Here is a 17872-nt window from a genome sequence, read left to right as displayed (position 1 = left end):
GGCTTTAGGACGGGATCGCGTGGCTTTTCGGTGGAGGCGTCTGACGGGATGGGTCGCTGAGCGGCTCGCGGGACGGCTGCCGATGGGGCTGGCGTCCGTGCGGCTGCGCGCGACCGCGGCGGCGACGCTGGTGGTGGCCGTGGCGCTGGGGCTGGCCGCCGTCGTGCTTGTGGTGGCGTTGCGGGGCAGTCTGCTGACCAGCGCGGACGAGGAGGCGGCCAGGAAGGTCGTGGCCGCGGCGCCGTACGCGCAGACCATCGCACTGAGCGTCGAACCCCACCAGGCCGTGACCGGCCAGGTGCGCACGTTCGGCGAACCGGCCACGACCAGCGGGGTCAGCACGCCCGCCGAACCGGCCACGACCGACCTGGTCCGCATGTGCAGCGAACCCGCCACGACCAGCCCAGTCCATGCGCCCAGCGAAGCCACCGCGACCAGCCCAGACCGCACACCCAGCGAAGCCCTCACGACCGGCCAAGACACCTGCGGCGAACCCCCCACGACCGGCAAGGTCCGCAGCTACAGCGACATGCTGACCGGGCGGACGGCCGAGTCGGGTGTTGCGGTGCGGATGGCCGATCTGGACGTCGTGGTCACCGCCGAGCAGGCGCTGCCGGTGGAGAGCTGGGCGCAGGGCGGCGAATTCGCCGTCGCGGGCATGCCCGTGTCGACGTCCAGCGGGTCGGGGATGCTCTGGGCCAGGGCTTCGCTCGCCAGTGCCGACCAGGCGCTGGCGACGCTCAACGGCGCCCTCCTGCCCGGCGTGCCCGCGCTGCTGCTCGTGGTGGCGGGCATGACCTGGTTCTCGGTCGGCCGCGCGCTCGCCCCGGTCGCGGCCATCAGGACCAAGGTGGCCGACATCACGGCCCGCGACCTGCACCAGCGGGTGCCCGTACCCCGTTCGGGCGACGAGATCGCCGCCCTGGCGACCACCGTGAACGGCACGCTCGACCGGCTGGAGACGGCCGTCGAGACGCACAAGCGGTTCGTCGCCGACGCGGCGCACGAGCTGCGCAGCCCGATCGCCACGCTGCGGGCCCGGCTGGAGCTGGCCGAACCTAGCGAACTGACCGCCGAGGCGCTCGCCGACGTGAACCGTCTCCAGTCGCTGGCGGCCGACCTGCTCCTGCTGGCCAAGCTCGACGCGGGTGAGCCGCTGCGTACGGGCGACCTCGATCTCGGCCAGGTCGCGGCGGAGGAGTCGCTGCGCATCAAGCGGCGGCCGGAACTGCGGATGGAGCTGGACGTCGAGCCCGACGTGGTCTTCCAGGGGTCGCGCGCGCACCTGGCCCGCCTGGTGACCAACTTGGTCGACAACGCGGTACGGCACGCCGCGACCGTCGTACGGGTGCGGGTGCACGAGGAGGACGGCCAGGCCGTGCTCCGCGTGCTCGACGACGGGCCGGGGATCCCGGAGGGGCAGCGGGAGGCGGTGTTCGACCGCTTCACCAGGCTGGACGAGGCGCGGGCCAGGGATGTGGGCGGCGCCGGACTCGGGTTACCGATCGCGCGGGACATCGCGTCGCTGCACGGCGGCACACTCGTCGCCGAAGAGGGCGGATTTATCGCAAGATTTCCCCTGAACCACTAGCCACTTCTCAGCCGTGTGGATAGTTGAAGGAGGCAATCATGCTCACACGTCGTGCACTGATCACCCGAGGTGGCGCCGCGGGCGCAGCAGGAGTCGTTTTCCTGTTCGCACAACCGGCCGAGGCGGAAGAGGAGGCCGCCGGTCCGGTTCTGGCCAGCGCCAAGAGCATCCCGGTCGGCAAGGGAAAGATCGTTAAGGGCAAGTACGTGATCACCCACCCAAAGAAGGGCGTCTTCAAGTGCTTTAGCGCCATCTGCACGCACCAGGGTTGCACCGTGGCCAGCGTCAGTGGCGGGAAGATCCATTGCCCGTGTCACGGCAGCCAGTTCAGCGCCACCACGGGCAAGGTGGTCCATGGTCCGGCCAAGCGTGCGCTCGCCCCCAAGAAGATCAAGCTGGTGAAGGGCAAGATCACGCTGGCGTGATCGTCAGCGAGTACGCCGTAGCGCGCTGGTAGACCTCGAACCCGGCGCGGGTGTAGACGCCGACAGCTCCCGTGGGGTTGTCGGCGTCGACGCTCAGGCCCGCCCGGTCGTACCCCTGCTCCTTGAACGCGGCGAGCGCGTGCGCGATCAGGCCGGCCGCCACTCCCTTGCCGCGCCACTCCCGCAGCGTGCCGATGATGTCGATCCAGGCCGTACGCACGCCGGTCGCGGCCGTGGCCGCCTCGTGGTGATGAGTCATCACGATGGCGACCGCCTCGTCCCCCGCGCGGGCCACGAAGGACGATTCGGGCTGGAAGCCGTGGCTGCCGGTGATGTTGTGCCGCCAGCTCTCCGCGGTGTGCGGTGCGCTGCCCCAGTGGTCGCGGAACGACTCGTTGCGCACCCGCCGGGCGCCCTCCTCGAATTCCGGCGTGTACGTGACGAAGTCGATTCCGTCGGGCACCCGCACCTGGGGCGGCTCCCCCGACAGGTCGCGGTGCATCTGGGAGAACCAGCGCGTGGCGGCGAACCCCTTGCGTTCGAGCAGCGCCGCCGCCGCGGTGTTCGCCTGCGGGACTCCGGTCTGAAGTTCCAGCCCCTTGCCGGGGAAGGCCCGCTCATGCAGCTTCGGCGCCGCCTCGATCGCCCAGTCGAGAACCCGCCCACCATGTCCCCGCCCACGGAAGGCGGGGTGGACGCCGGCGCGGAGGAACATCGCGTGCACGCCGTCGCGTACCTGCTTGACCGGCAGGTAGCCGTAGGCGATCAGCCGCTGCCCGTCCCTGGCCGTGAGCGTGCCCTCGGCCAGGTCGAGCATCGGGTTCGCCAGGTGTCCGACGACGTCTTCGAGGCTGAAGTGCTCTCCGGTCCGATCCTCAGCCTCGATCGCGGCGGCCAGCTCGGCGAGCGGCTCGGCGTCGTCCTCGTCCATGGGCGCCCATTCCAGACTCATGGCCGGCAGCCTAAGCGAGGCGCACGGAGCACCCCAAGTCCTCTCCTATCCGGGCAAGCCCCTTGGCGAACCCCTCGCGAGTGGCCTCGTCGAAGCCGATGAAGAACCGGTTCGCCAGCGGTACGGCCCAGCGCAGCCGCTTGGCGACGTTGTAGACCTGGTGGACGACGAGCGTGCCCTGCGGGTGCCCCGAGTGCGACCATTCGCCCCGATACCACCAGCCGCCCTGGTAGGCGATCGAGCGGTCGGTGACCTCGACAGTCAAGGTGTGGCCCGGCCAGTCCTCGACGGTGAACCGACCCTCGCCCGGCACTCCGCCCGACACTCCACCGGGCATGCCGTTGGGCACGCCGTTGGGGATCAGGCTCTTGACCAGTGACTCGCGCACCCGTTCGGGCGGCGCCTCGACCACCCCGGACACCTCGGCCAGCAGTGACCGCTTCATGGCCGGCCCACCCGGGTGTTCTGGAACGAGGCGAAGCGCCAGCCGTCGGGCGTGCTGACGGCGGTGAAGGTGACGATCGAATCGCGGCTCGGGTCGGGCCGCCCGTCGACGGTCGAGCCGCCACCGGAGATCACCAGCGCGGCGCCGTCTCCCAGCGGCTTGATGATCGGCTCGCCGCCGCCTCCGGTCAGCTTGATGGGGCTCTTGAAGAGCTGCCGATGGGTGACCTCGATGGCCTCCCGGCCCTGGAGGTGCAGGCCGAAGAAGGTGATGTAGTCGGCGTCCTCGGTGAACAGCTCGGCGTAGGCCGTGGCGTCGCCGGAGTTCCAGGCTTCGGTGAGCCTGGTGAGAAGGTCCTTGATCTCAGTGGACATGGCACAGCTCCTGTCGTCGCGGCGCCTATCCTGAGACTGCGAGTCCTGGACAGGGCAGGCGCCTTGTTCGGATTTCCGGCCGCTGGGGTGTTGGCGCACCCCGGCGGCCACTTAACTTTCCAGCACTTGCTCCATCAGCGACTGCTTGACCGTGCCCGTCCAGTCGAGCTCGCCCTTGTCCAGCCGGTCGAGCACGTCGCGCAACCAGGCCAGCTCGGCCGTGTAGAGAGCCTGCTCGCATTCCAGCTTGAGCATGAGGATCTCCGGCAGGCCGCTGTCGGCCATCGCCCGCCGGTGCGCGTCGATCCCGCTGATCGTCCCCTCGATGGAGGCCGTACGCGTGCGTAGGGCCCGCTTGGCGTCGGGCACCTCCAGCGCGCCGAGCAGGGATACGGCGGCCACCAGCGTGCGCCGGTCGGGGTCCGGCTGCTCCACCAGCCTGTGCAGTCTCGTCGCCAGCTCCCGGCGGCCGTCGTCGGTGATCTCGTAGACCGTCCGCTCGGGCCGGCGGCCTTCGCGGTCGGTCTTCGCGGGGATGATCAGCTCGTCCTTCGCCAGCCGTTCGACCGCGTGGTAGAGGCTGCGCGGCAGCCCGGTCACGTAGTCCTTGTGCGTGTCGATGATGAAGCGGTGCAGCTCGTAGGGATGGCTGGCACGTACCGAGAGCATGGCGAGCACCGTCAGCCCCACCAGGTCATGGCGTCGTGCCATGATGCCTCCTTCTATAGTGCAATATGCAATATAGAAGGAGGCAGCACGGCTGTCCAGGCTTCGGCTACGCCAGCTGGCTGTCGAGCTGCAGGAAGGCTCGCTCGATGGCCTGCCTGGCCACATCCTCCGGGTACGGGAAGCGGGTGATGAGGTCGCGCAGGCCCTCCACGTGCGCCCGGGTGGCGAGCTCGGCCACGGCGACCAGCTCGGCCTGCTGGGCGAGGGCGAAGCCACGATCGACCACCGCGCCGTGCCCCGGCACGATCACCTGCTCGGGCAGCTCGGCCAGCATCGCGGCGACCGTGACGGGCCAGTCGAGCGGATAGGAGTCGCCGAAGGCCGGCGGCGCGCCCTCTTCGATCAGGTCACCGGCGAACACCACTCCGGCATCGGGCACGTGCGCGACGATGTCGTTGCTGCTGTGGCCGAGGCCGAAATGGCGCAGGTGCACGGCCCGGCCGCCGATGTCGAGCGTGGCCATGGAGGTGAACGTGTGGTCAGGTGGGACGATCTCCACCTCTTCCAGCTCCGCCCGCCGGTCCGCGGGCAGGAGCTCGATCCAGGTCGCCCGCTGCTGCTCGCCGTGCAGCTCGATCTCCTCGGCGCACCTGGAGTGACCCCAGATCTCACCCGGCAGGAACATCGCGTTGCCAAAGTAGTGGTCGAAGTGGGAGTGGGTGTTGACGACCGTCCACGGGCTGGCGGTGATCCGCCTGATCGCCTCGATCAGGTCGGTGGCCTCGCGGTGGGACACGCGCGTGTCGAGCACTAAGCAGTGGCCGTCTCCGACGATCAGGCCGACGTTCATGTCGAATGACTTGTGGCGCCGGACGTAGACCCGGTCGCCGATTTCCCGCCACTGCTCGTTCATCGCTCGATCCTGAATCTCATGTCGGGACGCTGCTAGGACTCTACTTAGGATCGCGACATGGCATGGGCCTTTCAAGCCATGATCGTCGACACCGAAGACCCGCACGCGCTCGCGACGGACTGGTGGGCCGGCGCGCTCGGCTGGCAGGTGGAGGGGCGCGGCCCGATCAGGCCCGCGTAAACGAACTCCGCACCACGCGTGGTCAACCCCGCAAGGGCGCGGCCCGATCAACCCCGCAGATACGCCAGTACGGCCAGCACTCGGCGGTGGTTGTCGGCCGCCGGTGGCAGGTCCAGTTTGGTGAAGATGCCCGCGATGTGCTTGGCCACAGCGGCCTCGGTGACGAACAGCTCCCGTGCGACCGAGGCGTTCGAGCGGCCCTCAGCGATCAGTGCGAGCACCTCCTGCTCCCTCGGGGTGAGCCGCTGGAGGGGATCGCGGCGGCGTCTCAGCAGCTGGCGCACCACCTCGGGATCGACGACCGTGCCACCCGCCGCCACCCGGTCAAGCGCGTCGACGAACTCGCGCACGTCACCGATGCGATCCTTGAGCAGGTAGCCGATGCCGGCCCCGCCTTCCGAGTCGAGCAGCTCGGCCGCGTACGTCTGCTCGACGTACTGGCTGAGCACCAGCACGGCCAGCCCTGGATCCTTCCCGCGCAGCTCCAGCGCGGCCCGCAGTCCCTCGTCCGCGAACCCGGGTGGCATCCGCACATCGGTCACCACCGCGTCGGGCCGGTGCTCCGTCACGGCCTCGACCAGCGCGAACGCGTCGCCTACCGCGGCGACGACGGTGTGGCCGAAGCGTTCGAGCAGCCCGGCCAGGCCCTCGCGCAGGAGGACGGCGTCCTCGGCGATCACTACGCGCACGGGATCTCCACTCGCATCAGGGTCGGGCCGCCCACCGGGCTGGACAGAGACAGTCTCCCGCCGACCACGGCGAGCCTGTCGGCCAGGCCGGTGAGCCCGGTCCCCCGGGCCGGGTCGGCGCCGCCGCATCCGTCGTCGTGGATCTCGACGACCAGCCTGTCTTTCTCCAGGTGACCGTTGATCGTGACTTTCGTGGCCCGGGCGTGCTTGGCGACGTTCGCCAGGGCCTCGGCGACCACGTAGTAGGCGGTGGCCTCGACGGCCACAGGCAACCTGACCGGCGAATCGCCCCCGACAGGTGCTGGCGAGTTGCCCGCCCCACCCACACGTGCGGGGGAGCGGCGGGTCAGATCGGTGTCCGGCTTCTCGGGTACCGCTTTCTGGAGTGCCGGTCCCCCGGACGCCGATCCCCCGAACGCCGGCTCCTCGGGTGACAGCTCCCCGGACACCGACTCCTCAGACGCCGCTCTCCCAGACGCCGACTCCCCGAACACCGATCCCCCGGACGCCAGCTCCTCGGGTGACAGCTCCCCGGACGCCGCTCTCCCAGGCGCGGGTTTGTTGGATGACGGTTTCTTACGGACAGGTGGGTGGGGGGTCAGGTCGATGTGCACATCGACGGGGAGGGGCGAGCGGCCGGCCAGGTCGCGTACGGCCGCGGGCAGGCCGCGGTCCGTCAGCACCTGCGGGTGTACGCCCCTGATCAGCTCGCGTAGCTCGGCCAGCGCCTGCTTGGCCTGGTCGTGGGCTCGCTCGATCAGCTTGCCGGCGGGGTCGTCGGCGGCGAGGTCCAGCCTGGCCAGGCCGAGGGTCATCGACAGGGCGACGAGCCGCTGCTGGGCGCCGTCATGCAGGTCGCGCTCGATCCTGCGGCGCTCGGCCTCGAACGCGTCGACCAGCCGGGCGCGCGACCTGAGCACCTCGTTCAGCTCGGGCGGGGCCAGCATCGCCCGGACCATGGCGCCTCGGGCGCCGGCCCAGGCAGTGATCGTGTACGCGGCCACCGGCAGCAGCAGCACCCCCGCCAGCGCGGCCACCCCGGCGACGAGCCCGGTCGTGTCGGGCTGGACGACAGGAGACAGGATCAGGACAACCGGCCCGCCGGTGGTGAACCCGACCACCACCAGGTCGATCCACCACAGCCCGAACACCGTGACGAGGGTCAGCACCATCTCCCGCCTGCCCCGGTCGGGCGTCTCCGGCAGCGGGGCGCCGTCCACCAGCCGCAGCCGCAGTCGCTCGAACCGGGTCACCAGGGGCTTGCCCAGCACCACCACGGCCAGCACGACAGCGATCACCACCAGAGGCAGGCGGAAGAGCACCCCGTTCGCCACGACGGCGAACACCACGAGGCCCGGAGCCGCACCGGCCAGCAGGTACGCCAATGAGCGCCACGGCCAGGCGGACCGCAGGAAGGCCGGCGGCCGCTGAGTCAGCGCTTCCAGCGCGGTCCTCGTCAACACGCGATCGACGGTATCCGCTGGTGGGCGGGCAGGCAGTAGTGCTGGGTCTACCTCTCATCGCGACATTCGACGGCACCTCCAGCGCGGGCAAGACGACGCCGACCCTGGCCGTCCAGCCTGCGCACAGGGGATCGACGGAGTGCTGCCAAAGCGGGGGCGGCAGGCGTGGCGGACCGCTGAGCCGGGAAGGCTTCCGTCACGACAAGTACTTGTCCACTCACGGAGGGCAACCATGGTCGAGTTCCAGTACGGGCCCGCAAGGCGCCGGATGCTGGAGGCCGCATACCCATCGATCGAGGTCCTGCCGAGATCGGGACTCCATGTGGTCATCGACGAGATGTCGCCCTCCCCGATCTCATCCACGTGTGGAGGTCAGCGCCGGCCGGGCTCGATGTGCTGTTCGTGGGGGTGCGCTGCTCGCTGGAGGCCGCCGAGGAAAGGAAGCGGACGCGGCCTGGCCAGAGGGCACCTGCGCACGGTCCACGCGCACGGCATCCCGTACGACTGCGCCGTCGGCCCGACCGACACCCCTCCGGAGCGGCTGCCCGAAGCCGCACCGGAACGTCAGGAGCACGTCGTGGGCGGGGCCATCTGACGAGATAGCCCGGTGTCCGAATGCTCATCCTCCCGGCATCAGCGAGTTGCCCTTCCCTCAACTTCGCGTCACACGTGGTTGTCAAGTTTGGATTGCCGGCTGCTTCCCCAAGCCCGAGGAGCCCCATGTTCCGCCCACTCGGAGCAATCGTCGTCATCTCCTTCGCCGCCCTCGCCGCCGTAGCCCCCACGGCCTCCGCCGGATCGTCGTCGACGATCATCACCCATCGCGAAGCTAACGACATCACCGCCGTCGCGCATCGCGGAGCCTCCGCGTACGCGCCCGAGAACACCATCACCGCCTTCCAACTGGCCGGGAAGCTGGGAGCCGACTCGTTCGAACTCGACGTACAGGAGACCAAGGACCACGAGCTGGTCCTGATGCACGACACGACGCTGTCCCGCACCACGGACGTCGAACGGATCTTCCCCGACCGGGCACCCTGGCGGGTCGGGGACTTCACGCTCGCGGAGATCCGCAGGCTGGACGCGGGCTCGTGGTTCGCCGACAAGTACGACGGCGAGCCTGTGCCGACCCTCGAAGAGACGCTGCACGAGATGGACGGCAGCGGCCTCAGCCTGCTCCTGGAGGTCAAGGAACCCGCCCTCTACCCGGGAATCGAAGGCCGCGTGGCCGACGAGCTGCGGCGCAACACCTCGTGGCTTAGCCCCGGCCGGCTGATCGTGCAGTCGTTCAGCTGGGCATCGATGCGGACATTCCACCGCGCCATGCCTGAGGTGCCCATCGGCCTGCTCGGCACCCCGTCCGTCGCGGACCTACCGAAGCTGACGACCTATGCCAGCCATATCAACACACCGTATGGCAACCTCTCCGCGCAGTACGTCCGGCGCGTCCACAGCCTGGGGATGGCGGTCTTCGCCTGGACGGTGGACAATCCCGACGTCATTCGCCGCCTGCTCACCTATGGGGTGGACGGCATCATCACCAACAAGCCCGACACGCTCACGTCCTTGGCTCGATAGAACGGCCCCTGGTTGCCCGTGGTCCGGTGACGACGGGCGACCAGGGGGTGGCCGGGGTCAAGAATGCGCACGTCACGGCGCTCAGCCCGTGAACCGGAGGAGCGTTCCCCTGGAGGGAGCCGGGCCACGTGCGGCGGGTGGGGCCGGCCCATGCCGGCCGTAAAATATGTGGCCTTTTATGCGGCTTATACGGTGCGCAGCGCTTCGGCGGGCGGCGCGGAGGGCCGGAAGAAGTCCGGCGATCCGCAGCGCGGCATCCACGCGATGAGCCCGGCGGCCGAGACAGGCGCCAACGCACTGTCCATCGTGCGGGCCACCGTGAACGCCCACGACGCGGACATCGCCACGGTCGCGCGGGCGGAGGGCGGCCTGGACATCACGGTCATCTTTCCACTTGCATGATCGCGCTTCTGGAGTGGCAGGTGGCCGGTCCGGTCAGCGCGAGCGCCGCGGGGAAGCCCGCGCGGCCGTCGCGTTCCTCGACGACGCCGGTGCGCACCCGGGCGTCGACGGCGACCCGCTCGACGGCGCCGCTACGTACGTGGGCCTCGGCGATTCTGGCCAGCGCGGTGCGGGCCTCGTGCCGTCTTCCGGTGGGCGCGAGGCGTACGGGAGCGAAGAGGGTCACCTCGACGACCAGGCCCCGGGTCGCGGTCACCCGCAGGAGGGAGGCGAGCAGCGAGTCATCCCCGACATAGCAGCCGCGGGTCGACGTCGACTCTCCCTCGCGGTAGCGCAGCGCCGCCGGGCGTACCGCGGCACCCGCGTCGATCGCCGCCTGGAAGACGGCCGGGCGGAACTCCCCCATCCCGCGCCCGCACCACGTCGTGCCCTCGGGGAACGCGACCACCGTGTCGCCCGCTCTGAGGGCGTTCGCGACCGTCGCGACGGCCGACGGGAGGGCGGAGAGCCGTTCCCTGTCGATGAACAGCGCGCCGGAGCCCGCCGCCAGCGTACGGATGAGCGGCCATTCACCGATCTCCCGCTTGGCCAGCGGGCGTGACGGCACCGTCGCCGCCATGACCAGCGGGTCGAGCCAGGAGATGTGGTTGGCCACGAGAAGAGCTCCTTCGCCCTGCGCGACCGGCGCCACCTCCGCGGAGAACGCGACGTCAGCCGCGGTCTCGACCCTGATGCCGAGCGCGCGCAGCAGCAGCCTCGCCCACATCTTCGTGATCTCCGCCCGCCAGGCCGTACGGGCTCGACAGGCGGCGAGGGAGATCGAGAGGCCCGCGAGCAGGACGAGGAAGGTCGCGAGGAGCCGCGCCACCCGGTGGACGTGGCCGACGGCGGCGGCCGGGGCTTCCACGCAGGCATCGGGGGAGCACGGCCCCATCCGGAGCCAGGGGTTGATCTCCAGGGGGCGGGCGGCGGTGACGCTCACAGCGGCTCTCCGAGGAAGTACCGCAGGTAGCGGGCGTTCACGTTGTCCATCGAGAGCAGGACGAAGAAGTCGGCGGTGCCGAAGTCACGGTCATGCGCGGGCGCCCCGCACACCCAGGAGCCCAGCCGCAGGTAGCCGCGGAGAAGAGCCGGCGGCACGAACCGGTCGGAACCGGCCACGCCCCGGCCCCGCCGCCACGGGTCGCGCGGCGTCACGCGGTACTCCACTGGACCCAGCGGCACCCGTTCGACGACACCGGCCGCGAGCACGCCCCGGTCATCGAGGGGCACCGAGCAGCAACCGGCCAGCCACTTGTGACCGCCGTTCACCATGTAGCGCGCGATGCCCGCCCACATCAGGCCGACCACCGCGCCGCCTCGGTGATCGGGATGTACGCAGGTGCGACCTGCCTCGACCAGGTTCTTCCTGATGGGCGCGAGGTTGGCCAGCTCGAATTCGGCGTCGGCGTACAGCCGGTCCATACGCCCTGGGGGGAGCAGCCGGTAGGTGCCGACCACTTTGTCGTCGTAGCGGACCAGGAGGTGGTCGCAGTACGCGTCGAACCTGTCCACGTCGAGGCCGGAGACCGGGCTGTCGAGCCGCGCCCCCATCTCCTCGCCGAAGACCTGGTGTCGAAGCCGTTGCGCGGCCTGTACGTCGGCAGCGCTCGTGGCCATGCCAACGGTGTAGCGGCCGGTGTCAAGAGCGATCGTCATGGGCGCGGGTCCTTCCCCTGAAAGCGTCTCGCGACCATGTCGACATGCCGAAATGACGGTGGAGTCTCCCATCGGGGGCAGCCAGGCGTCCGCATGGTGAACCTCGGGCGGTCTCCCCGGATCTACGCCTGCCGCCCGGTCATCTCGTCAAAAGGCAAAGCTTCGGTGCGAGCTGGGCGAATGCCCGCGCCGAAACTTCTGGGAGACGGCGGCCGATCTTATGATCACTCCGTGCTGGATACGGCGATCCATCTCATCTTCTGCGGACTCTTTATCGGCTTCATCATTGTTTGGGTGGTGCAGCTGGTCAGGGTCATGCGGCAACGACGCATACACAAGTACACGGATCCGATGCGAGCCATGGACATCACTGGTCGCGTGCGCCAGCTCAAGGTGCGCGGCGACGAAGACGAAGCCGTACGCCTGGTGCAGGACGAGCTTGCGATGCCCATCAACAAGGCTCGTTCGTGGGTGAAATCCATATAGCGCTGGGGAAAGCGGCGTTACCGCTGGCACTTGACTAGTCGCAGAACGCGAATATTGACGGCTCTTGTGAAGATTGATAATGTCCCGTGCACGCGTGGCCACTCCTGAGCCGCACGGGGGTCTTGACTACATCGGAGCGCGACATCAAGACATCATCTCGCGGCGCCTTATACAAGCGCCGCCATTTTCCCGTCATCCGCTTCAGCCGTTTCATCCGGGCGACCGTCGCCGTCGCGGCCGCGACCGCGCTGATGGCATCCGCCTCCAGCGCCGGCGCCGAATCTCGGGTGCCCGCACCGGCAACGAGCGTCTCGGCCGTCGATGCGCGGCCCAACGATGGTTCCGGGTATTGGCCGGACTTCTCGAACACCGGCTATGCCAACACGCCGGCCAACGCCGGCGGACTGGGCTTGGGCGCGTACCCGGGCAGCCTCACCGACTATGCCGCGAACATGAGCGCCAGCAAGCCGTTGACGCTGCGCTATCCAGACAACAGCGTCATCTCCTTCAAGCATTTCCTGGCGTTGAAGGTGTCGATCTACGGCGATAATCTTACGTTCGTCGGCTGCTTGTTCGAGGGCACCGATCCCAATGACAATCTCATTCAGATCTACTCGGACAACAACATCAAGTTCCTGTATTCGACGCTCAAGCCCAACTCCTATTCGATGCCGCCCGGCAACGACGGCACCGTCTCGTCATCCCACTCCAAGCCGGGCACGCCTTTCGACAAATCCTGGCAGTTGGCCACGACGATGAAGGAAGCCGTCGCGGTCATGGACCACAACGACATCTGGGGCAACGCGGGTTTGGAGATGGTGACGGGTTTCCCGGACCGCCCGTCGACCTGGACGAACAATTACATTCATGACATGGCTGATACGTCGCATAACGTTTATCACCACGACGGCATCGGCCCGCAGAGTGAAGGCAATGGCGGTCCCATGATCGTCGACCACAACACCCTGGCCTCTTTGGGCAATACCAACGCCCTGGCCCTGCAGGGCGATGGCGTCTACGACCACATCTCGTTCACGAACAACTATGTGTCCGGCTGGGGTTATGCCGTGAGCATCGGCGTCACCGACAATGCCACCAACATCACCGTCACCGGCAACATCTTCTCGGCCGAACTGGAGCAGTTGTACGGCTTCTTGTACGGCAATATCTGGGGCGGATCGGCGCGCGGCTCCACGTGGCGCGACAATCTCGTCCAGGCACGTACAGGGGACGGCAACAGCGCTTTTTCGACGGCCGACAACGGCAAGTACCTGTGGCCGGACGGCGAGAGCCACACCACCGACTACACAGGCTGAGCCGCATCGCCGCGGTCCGCTTGCCGGCCCGCGGCGATGCCCGCTCCACTCAGAGCTTGGAGACGTAGTACATGTTGCCGCCCGGCTGGAGAACCTTGGCCAGGGCCGAGGCGCTGAGGGTGTGGGAGCCGCCCGTCGGCTTCCACGGGTCGTACACGGTGATCGTGCCCTTGGTCTTGTCGTAGCCGTAGGCGATGATCGCGTGGCCGATCTTGGTGCCCTTGACCTTGCCCTTGTTCCAGGGCAACTGCTCCATCCACACGGCGATCACCGGCGCTCGGTGCAGGTCGCCGATGTTCCCCGACACCCGGCTCATGAGCACTCTGGGGTTCCCGTCCGCGTCGGTGGGGATCGTGTACTTGTAACCGCGCGACTTGACGTAGGAATTGATGACCGGCACGGCGTTCGCGCCCTTGGTGCCGGACGTCGTGGTCTTCATCTTCTTGGCCAGGGTGGCCTGGCTGACGTTGACGCCGAAGCTCGACAGGCTCATCGATGACGAGGCGGGCACACAGTAGTAGTTCGTCTGCTGCCGCTGCCCCTTGAGCGAGAGCTGGTAGCGCGGCGGCGTGAAGATCCCCTTGGTCGTCGCACTGGCAGTCGGAGACGGCGTTGCGGTCGGGGTCGGGGTCGGGGTCGCGCTCGGGGAGGGGGTAGGGGACGCATACGCCGGTGTCAGAACGGTGAACTGCAGGGCGCCCACGGTCGCTGCCATCGTGAGGGCGATGCTGGTTCCCGTCTTACACTTCTTCACTTGATCACTCCGCACATGAATGCTGACAGTGGTCAAGGACCGTAGTTGATCTGGCCAAAGTTACGCAAACAGCCCATCGCGCCTGACGGGACGGAAGGGGCGCGTGGGACGGCGCTGACCGACGACGGAGGCGCGGCGGTCAGAAGAGGGTCAGCGGCTCGTTCGGTATGGGCTCAGGCAGCGGCTCGATCTCGGGCAACCGGCTCCGCACCTCATCGTGGAACCGCCGGGCAAGCATGAGGGCGTCGGCGTTGTCCGGAGTATGCACGAACACGGTCGGCGAGCGCCCTTCGCGCAGCCATTCGACGACCGTATCGAGCCATTGCCGCCAGCCTTCGACCGTACGCGCTGTGGCGTCCCTGCCGAGGTAGCGAACGATCGGACGGTCAGTAAGGGCGGACGACCGGCGGGGCACGCGCGGTTTCTTCGTCCACGCATCTCGTTCGGCGTCGCTGGTCGGAGGGCTCTGGAAGAGGGTGGTGGTGTCGAACGGGACCCATTCGGCCTCAGCGCGGGAGAGAACGCTTTCGAGCAGCCGTACGGATCGCGCGTCATCGAAGAACGCGCGGTGCCGAACTTCGACGGCGTACCTGTAGGAGCGGGGAAGCTGCCGAAAGAAGCCCGCCAGGGTGCCGAGATCGGTCGGACCGAACGACCCCGGCAACTGGACCCAGAGGGCGTGGACTCGCGATTCGAGCGGCTCGACTGCCTCCAGGAACGACCGGAGCTCCTCATCGATACCGGTAAGTCGGCGCTCGTGCGTGATCGACTTGGGCAGCTTGACCACGAACCGGAAGTCGGGCGCGGTCTGCCGCGCCCACGACTCCACCGTGCTCCTCGCCGGTGTCGCGTAGAACGTCGTGTTGCCCTCCACCGCGTTACACCAGCTCGCGTAGGCGCGCAGGCGTTCCCCGGGCGGAAGTGGATGAGGCAGAAAGCGCCCCTGCCATGGCACGTGCGTCCACATCGCGCATCCCACATGAAGCCGCATGACCCCGACGCTACCGCGCTCGCTCAAGCCGCGATCACTGCAACCAGCGCGTAGCTTCTAAGCCTCACTCGATCCACCACCAGCCATTCCCGAGATCCCGAGCCGGGGCGCCGAGGTCACCGTCCGCCGTCTAAAGCAGCCTTCGAGAATCTGCCGTGCCCGCTATGTAGGCGAACTCGACGCCGCTTTCGGCCCGCCACAGATCCACAGCCCGTTCTTCTGGGCTTGCACCTCTCCATCCACGGCCAGAGACCTCATCCACCCAGGCACCGCGACAGGCAGATCTCTCTCATAGGCGGCGGCGACTTCGGCGAAGGCTCGGACGTACGACGCGATGGATGAACAGCTCAATCGCGTGAAAGATCGACATGTGCCAGCGGACCTGATGATCGCCTGCGTGGCCATCGCGAACCGGCTCCTGAGCGGAGTGCTCTAACCAGCGCGTAGCGCGGCGACCGACTCTACGAGACCCGCAGCTTCCAGGGCGTCGAGTACATCCTCGATCGTCTCCGGCGGGTTGGTTCGCGAGTCCGCTATCTGCTGGACACACGCCCACACGATCCGGTCGTCCAGGCCGATCTGATCGAGCACGAAGTCATCCGGAGACTTGGCCTCTACGCCCCATATGGCCAAGTCCTCGGCGGGAAAGTCCTTAAGGTTGGAAGTGACGATTACCTGCGCGCCCGTCTTGATAGCTGCGGCTAGCACATGTCGATCATCGGGGTCAGGGAGCTTCAAACCCTCAACAAGCGGTTCATAACCCTCTACCAGGCAGTCCCGGACCGCCGAGTTCATGAGGCGGCAAAGCTTGTTCAGCTTCTCTTGCGTGATGTCCGGCCGGTTGACTGCAAGGTTACGCTGCACCTCGCCGAGAATCTCGTTGGTCCATTTGGCCTGCACGCGACCCGTCATGGCGAGGCGAATGAGCAGGTCGCGCAGCGTGTTGCCATAGAGTGCATTGGCGTCGTAGATCACCACGAAGGCCATGATTAAATGCCCAGTTCTTGGCCCAGTGCGCCAAGTTCGTCGGCGGCGGTCCGGCGCCTGGCGTCGTCGTGACGCTTGTAGTCTTGGAGTGCCTCGTAGGTAACGCGTCGGTGCTTGCCTACCAGCCGGAAGGGGATTTCCCCCGACTCCAGAAGCTTGATCAGGTAAGGGCGCGAGACGTTCAGCATGTCCGCCGCCTGCTGGGTGGTCAGCTCAGCGTTCGACGGTATGACAGTTACGCCTCGCCCCTCCGCTGCCTGGGCAAGTACGAAGACGAGCAGGCTCACGGCCTGACGAGGCAAGATCAACGCATCCTCTCCGCCATGCTCCCCTGCGACAGGGATGGCGGTCTGCTCAGGATGCCTCATGAGATAGTCCTTGATTCGGCGTACCGCGCGGCCAGCAACCTCTGCGTCGATGGTTCCGGGCTCGACACGCTTTGCCTGGATGTCTGCCACTGGCTACCCCCTCTCATCGCAGTATCCGCAATAAACGAAGCAAACGCAACAAGCAGAGTTCGCGCGACACGATTGTCGACGACGTCACCGCTGCTATTGGGGTGCGGGAAGGGCGGGGCCGAGGGTTGACCGCAGGTAGGTCATGGCCTCGGTGTACTTCGGGTCGCCGGCCCGTTCGCCGATCTGTTCGGGGGTCAGGTCGGCGACGCGTTCCTGGATCCACCAGATGTTGCCCAGCGGGTCGCGTACCCGGCCCACCTTTTCGCCCCAGAACAGCTCGGTCGGCTGAGTGACGACGCCGGCCCCGGCTTTCACCGCGCGTTCGACGACCGCGTCCGCGTCGGCCACGTACAGCCGCAGCAGTCCCGGGGTCTCGATCGGGAAGGGTGAGTCGAACATCATCACGATGGAGTCGCCGATCCGCGCCTCGGCGTGGCCGATCGCGCCGCCGTCCACCTCAACACGGCCGAGCTCTTCGGCGTCGAACGCGTCCTTGATGAAGTCAAGGAGGCCGGCGGTGTCCTTGGTGACGATCCAAGGCGTGACGGTGTGGTACCCCTCGGGGGCAGGGGGAAGGTTGGCTGCCATGAGGTTCGTCCTTTGCGTCAAGGGCCGTTGACCTCTATCAATATAGCAGAACGGAATGGTTTGTTCCACTTTGCTACGTGAGGCGCTGCTGGGCTCGCCGCAGGTGGGTGAGCATCGCCGCTCGTGCGAGCTCGGCGTCGCCGGCCGCGATGGCGGCGGTGATGTCCTGGTGCTCGGCGATGGTGGCGGACCCGAGCCTCGTGCTGTAGCGCTGGCGGAACAGGTGCAGGTGGCAGTGTGTCCGGACAAACGCCTGTAGGAGTTGGTCGTTGCCGGACAGTTCGGCGATCTGCCGGTGGAAGCGCTCGTCGTGGCCGGCCAGTTCGCGGTATGCCTGGTAGGTCTCGCCGGTCGGAAGCGTGTCGACGGAGTCCACCTCGGCCTGGAGGCGGGCGAGACTGGCGGCGTCTCGTCGCTGTGCGGCTCTCGCCGCGGCCCAGGGCTCGATGACAGTACGGAACTCGAACAGCTCCTTGACCTCATCGGGCGTCAGCACCGGCGTGGTGGTGTAGCCGCGCAGCGCCTCCTTCCGGGCCAGGCCCTCCGACTCCAGCCGGATCAGTGCCTCGCGAATCGGAGTCGACGAAACGCGCAGGTCGCGGGCCAACTGGTCGATGCTCAACCGGGCTTGCGGGGCGATGACGTGATCCATGATCAGGGTCTTGATCGCCTCGTAGACGTCGTCAGTCAGAGACTGGCGGCTGGGCAACGGGGCGATCATCGACTCCGCCGATCTGCCGGCCGCGCCGACCCGATCCCTGGCCATCACTGCCCCCCACGCCTCTGGACATCATCTCCTGCAGCGTATCACGCACGATGTACGATTTTCGGCCCCTGCCGGGCACAACCCCAGCGCCGCCGCGCGGTACACACCGGCTTGTTTCGCGGACGTTAACCCTTGACGTGTCCAACC

General features: G+C 67.8%; 23 protein-coding genes. 8 read left to right on the top strand and 15 right to left on the bottom strand.

Annotated elements, in window-relative coordinates; genetic code table 11:
* Nucleotides 1-19: 19 nt before the first annotated feature.
* Both KLK06_RS11650 and KLK06_RS11645 read left to right on the top strand, forming a co-directional pair.
* Nucleotides 20-1591 (top strand): HAMP domain-containing sensor histidine kinase, encoded by a 1572-nt coding sequence (locus tag KLK06_RS11650; RefSeq protein WP_308168201.1) that lies wholly within the window; start codon nt 20-22, stop codon nt 1589-1591.
* Nucleotides 1592-1629: 38 nt separating this feature from the next.
* The gene (locus KLK06_RS11645; RefSeq protein WP_214635361.1) at nt 1630-2016 is read left to right on the top strand and encodes a Rieske (2Fe-2S) protein; all 387 of its coding nucleotides are present in this window, start codon (nt 1630-1632) and stop codon (nt 2014-2016) included.
* Here KLK06_RS11645 and KLK06_RS11640 read toward each other — a convergent pair.
* From KLK06_RS11640 to KLK06_RS11620, 5 genes are all read right to left on the bottom strand, one after another.
* The gene (locus KLK06_RS11640; RefSeq protein WP_214635360.1) at nt 2003-2968 is read right to left on the bottom strand and encodes a GNAT family N-acetyltransferase; all 966 of its coding nucleotides are present in this window, start codon (nt 2966-2968) and stop codon (nt 2003-2005) included. The genes KLK06_RS11645 and KLK06_RS11640 overlap by 14 nt on opposite strands.
* A gap of 10 nt (nt 2969-2978) precedes the next feature.
* A complete protein-coding gene (locus KLK06_RS11635; RefSeq protein WP_214635359.1) occupies nt 2979-3413 on the bottom strand; it encodes a hypothetical protein in 435 nt (144 codons plus the stop codon).
* Complete coding sequence (locus KLK06_RS11630) at nt 3410-3787, bottom strand: SgcJ/EcaC family oxidoreductase (protein ID WP_214635358.1); 378 nt, start codon at nt 3785-3787, stop codon at nt 3410-3412. The genes KLK06_RS11635 and KLK06_RS11630 overlap by 4 nt, the downstream gene beginning before the upstream one ends.
* Nucleotides 3788-3898: 111 nt before the next feature.
* Nucleotides 3899-4498 carry a PadR family transcriptional regulator gene (locus KLK06_RS11625; RefSeq protein ID WP_214635357.1) on the bottom strand — a complete coding sequence of 200 codons (600 nt, stop codon included), beginning with the start codon at nt 4496-4498 and terminating at the stop codon, nt 3899-3901.
* Between the two features lie 64 nt (nt 4499-4562).
* Nucleotides 4563-5369, bottom strand: a complete 807-nt coding sequence (locus tag KLK06_RS11620) for an MBL fold metallo-hydrolase (RefSeq protein ID WP_214635356.1) — start codon at nt 5367-5369, stop codon at nt 4563-4565.
* 57 nt (nt 5370-5426) lie between these two features.
* On the opposite strand from KLK06_RS11620, the gene KLK06_RS61390 reads away from it, so the two are divergent.
* The gene (locus KLK06_RS61390) at nt 5427-5549 is read left to right on the top strand and encodes a hypothetical protein (RefSeq protein ID WP_284734950.1); all 123 of its coding nucleotides are present in this window, start codon (nt 5427-5429) and stop codon (nt 5547-5549) included.
* Nucleotides 5550-5596: 47 nt separating this feature from the next.
* Here KLK06_RS61390 and KLK06_RS11615 read toward each other — a convergent pair whose 3' ends face one another.
* Together KLK06_RS11615 and KLK06_RS59765 are read right to left on the bottom strand one after the other, a co-directional pair.
* Nucleotides 5597-6238, bottom strand: a complete 642-nt coding sequence (locus KLK06_RS11615; protein WP_308168200.1) for a response regulator transcription factor — start codon at nt 6236-6238, stop codon at nt 5597-5599.
* A complete protein-coding gene (locus KLK06_RS59765; RefSeq protein WP_308168199.1) occupies nt 6229-7701 on the bottom strand; it encodes a histidine kinase in 1473 nt (490 codons plus the stop codon). Before KLK06_RS59765 ends, KLK06_RS11615 begins: the two co-directional genes overlap by 10 nt.
* 363 nt (nt 7702-8064) lie before the next feature.
* Between KLK06_RS59765 and KLK06_RS63020 the strand changes: the two genes are divergently transcribed.
* From KLK06_RS63020 to KLK06_RS11595, 3 genes are all read left to right on the top strand, one after another.
* Nucleotides 8065-8304: a chloramphenicol phosphotransferase CPT family protein gene (locus KLK06_RS63020; protein WP_214635354.1), complete on the top strand. Its 240-nt coding sequence runs from the start codon at nt 8065-8067 to the stop codon at nt 8302-8304.
* A 117-nt stretch (nt 8305-8421) separates the two neighbouring features.
* Nucleotides 8422-9279, top strand: coding sequence for a glycerophosphodiester phosphodiesterase family protein (locus tag KLK06_RS11600; protein ID WP_214635353.1), 858 nt, complete (start codon nt 8422-8424; stop codon nt 9277-9279).
* Between the two features lie 150 nt (nt 9280-9429).
* Nucleotides 9430-9681, top strand: coding sequence for a hypothetical protein (locus tag KLK06_RS11595; protein ID WP_214635352.1), 252 nt, complete (start codon nt 9430-9432; stop codon nt 9679-9681).
* Here KLK06_RS11595 and KLK06_RS11590 read toward each other — a convergent pair.
* Nucleotides 9662-10663, bottom strand: coding sequence for a 1-acyl-sn-glycerol-3-phosphate acyltransferase (locus KLK06_RS11590; protein WP_214635351.1), 1002 nt, complete (start codon nt 10661-10663; stop codon nt 9662-9664). The genes KLK06_RS11595 and KLK06_RS11590 overlap by 20 nt on opposite strands.
* Nucleotides 10660-11379: a GNAT family N-acetyltransferase gene (locus KLK06_RS11585; protein ID WP_214635350.1), complete on the bottom strand. Its 720-nt coding sequence runs from the start codon at nt 11377-11379 to the stop codon at nt 10660-10662. The genes KLK06_RS11590 and KLK06_RS11585 overlap by 4 nt, the downstream gene beginning before the upstream one ends.
* Nucleotides 11380-11610: 231 nt before the next feature.
* Between KLK06_RS11585 and KLK06_RS11580 the strand changes: the two genes are divergently transcribed.
* Both KLK06_RS11580 and KLK06_RS11575 read left to right on the top strand, forming a co-directional pair.
* Nucleotides 11611-11865: a hypothetical protein gene (locus KLK06_RS11580; protein WP_214635349.1), complete on the top strand. Its 255-nt coding sequence runs from the start codon at nt 11611-11613 to the stop codon at nt 11863-11865.
* A gap of 122 nt (nt 11866-11987) precedes the next feature.
* Nucleotides 11988-13181, top strand: a complete 1194-nt coding sequence (locus tag KLK06_RS11575) for a hypothetical protein (protein ID WP_214635348.1) — start codon at nt 11988-11990, stop codon at nt 13179-13181.
* A 49-nt stretch (nt 13182-13230) separates the two neighbouring features.
* Here the strand turns inward: KLK06_RS11575 and KLK06_RS11570 are convergent, their stop codons facing one another.
* From KLK06_RS11570 to KLK06_RS11545, 6 genes are all read right to left on the bottom strand, one after another.
* Nucleotides 13231-13896: a C39 family peptidase gene (locus KLK06_RS11570; RefSeq protein ID WP_214635347.1), complete on the bottom strand. Its 666-nt coding sequence runs from the start codon at nt 13894-13896 to the stop codon at nt 13231-13233.
* Between the two features lie 178 nt (nt 13897-14074).
* The gene (locus KLK06_RS11565; protein WP_250905179.1) at nt 14075-14926 is read right to left on the bottom strand and encodes a DUF72 domain-containing protein; all 852 of its coding nucleotides are present in this window, start codon (nt 14924-14926) and stop codon (nt 14075-14077) included.
* A gap of 432 nt (nt 14927-15358) precedes the next feature.
* Entirely contained in the window at nt 15359-15913 is a 555-nt protein-coding gene (locus KLK06_RS11560; RefSeq protein ID WP_214635346.1) for a PIN domain-containing protein, read from the bottom strand.
* A 2-nt stretch (nt 15914-15915) separates the two neighbouring features.
* Nucleotides 15916-16371: an excisionase family DNA-binding protein gene (locus KLK06_RS11555; RefSeq protein WP_308168198.1), complete on the bottom strand. Its 456-nt coding sequence runs from the start codon at nt 16369-16371 to the stop codon at nt 15916-15918.
* Nucleotides 16372-16464: 93 nt separating this feature from the next.
* Complete coding sequence (locus tag KLK06_RS11550; protein ID WP_214635345.1) at nt 16465-16959, bottom strand: VOC family protein; 495 nt, start codon at nt 16957-16959, stop codon at nt 16465-16467.
* 73 nt (nt 16960-17032) lie between these two features.
* The gene (locus tag KLK06_RS11545) at nt 17033-17725 is read right to left on the bottom strand and encodes a GntR family transcriptional regulator (RefSeq protein ID WP_214635344.1); all 693 of its coding nucleotides are present in this window, start codon (nt 17723-17725) and stop codon (nt 17033-17035) included.
* Nucleotides 17726-17872 lie beyond the last annotated feature (147 nt).

Source organism: Nonomuraea sp. NEAU-A123 (assembly GCF_018603905.1).
In the GTDB taxonomy this organism is placed as follows: domain Bacteria; phylum Actinomycetota; class Actinomycetes; order Streptosporangiales; family Streptosporangiaceae; genus Nonomuraea.
This window is presented reverse-complemented; position numbering and strand designations above follow the sequence as displayed.

What these genes read in the sequence shown, in the direction of transcription:
- KLK06_RS61390 (WP_284734950.1), top strand. Translation starts at nt 5,427, where the DNA reads ATGGCATGGGCCTTTCAAGCCATGATCGTCGACACCGAAGACCCGCAC.
- KLK06_RS11550 (WP_214635345.1), bottom strand. Translation starts at nt 16,959, where the DNA reads ATGGCAGCCAACCTTCCCCCTGCCCCCGAGGGGTACCACACCGTCACG.
- KLK06_RS11565 (WP_250905179.1), bottom strand. Translation starts at nt 14,926, where the DNA reads ATGCGGCTTCATGTGGGATGCGCGATGTGGACGCACGTGCCATGGCAG.
- KLK06_RS11640 (WP_214635360.1), bottom strand. Translation starts at nt 2,968, where the DNA reads ATGAGTCTGGAATGGGCGCCCATGGACGAGGACGACGCCGAGCCGCTC.
- KLK06_RS11545 (WP_214635344.1), bottom strand. Translation starts at nt 17,725, where the DNA reads ATGGCCAGGGATCGGGTCGGCGCGGCCGGCAGATCGGCGGAGTCGATG.
- KLK06_RS11635 (WP_214635359.1), bottom strand. Translation starts at nt 3,413, where the DNA reads ATGAAGCGGTCACTGCTGGCCGAGGTGTCCGGGGTGGTCGAGGCGCCG.
- KLK06_RS11570 (WP_214635347.1), bottom strand. Translation starts at nt 13,896, where the DNA reads ATGGCAGCGACCGTGGGCGCCCTGCAGTTCACCGTTCTGACACCGGCG.
- KLK06_RS11620 (WP_214635356.1), bottom strand. Translation starts at nt 5,369, where the DNA reads ATGAACGAGCAGTGGCGGGAAATCGGCGACCGGGTCTACGTCCGGCGC.
- KLK06_RS11585 (WP_214635350.1), bottom strand. Translation starts at nt 11,379, where the DNA reads ATGACGATCGCTCTTGACACCGGCCGCTACACCGTTGGCATGGCCACG.
- KLK06_RS11645 (WP_214635361.1), top strand. Translation starts at nt 1,630, where the DNA reads ATGCTCACACGTCGTGCACTGATCACCCGAGGTGGCGCCGCGGGCGCA.
- KLK06_RS11625 (WP_214635357.1), bottom strand. Translation starts at nt 4,498, where the DNA reads ATGGCACGACGCCATGACCTGGTGGGGCTGACGGTGCTCGCCATGCTC.
- KLK06_RS11600 (WP_214635353.1), top strand. Translation starts at nt 8,422, where the DNA reads ATGTTCCGCCCACTCGGAGCAATCGTCGTCATCTCCTTCGCCGCCCTC.
- KLK06_RS11560 (WP_214635346.1), bottom strand. Translation starts at nt 15,913, where the DNA reads ATGGCCTTCGTGGTGATCTACGACGCCAATGCACTCTATGGCAACACG.
- KLK06_RS11595 (WP_214635352.1), top strand. Translation starts at nt 9,430, where the DNA reads ATGCCGGCCGTAAAATATGTGGCCTTTTATGCGGCTTATACGGTGCGC.
- KLK06_RS11630 (WP_214635358.1), bottom strand. Translation starts at nt 3,787, where the DNA reads ATGTCCACTGAGATCAAGGACCTTCTCACCAGGCTCACCGAAGCCTGG.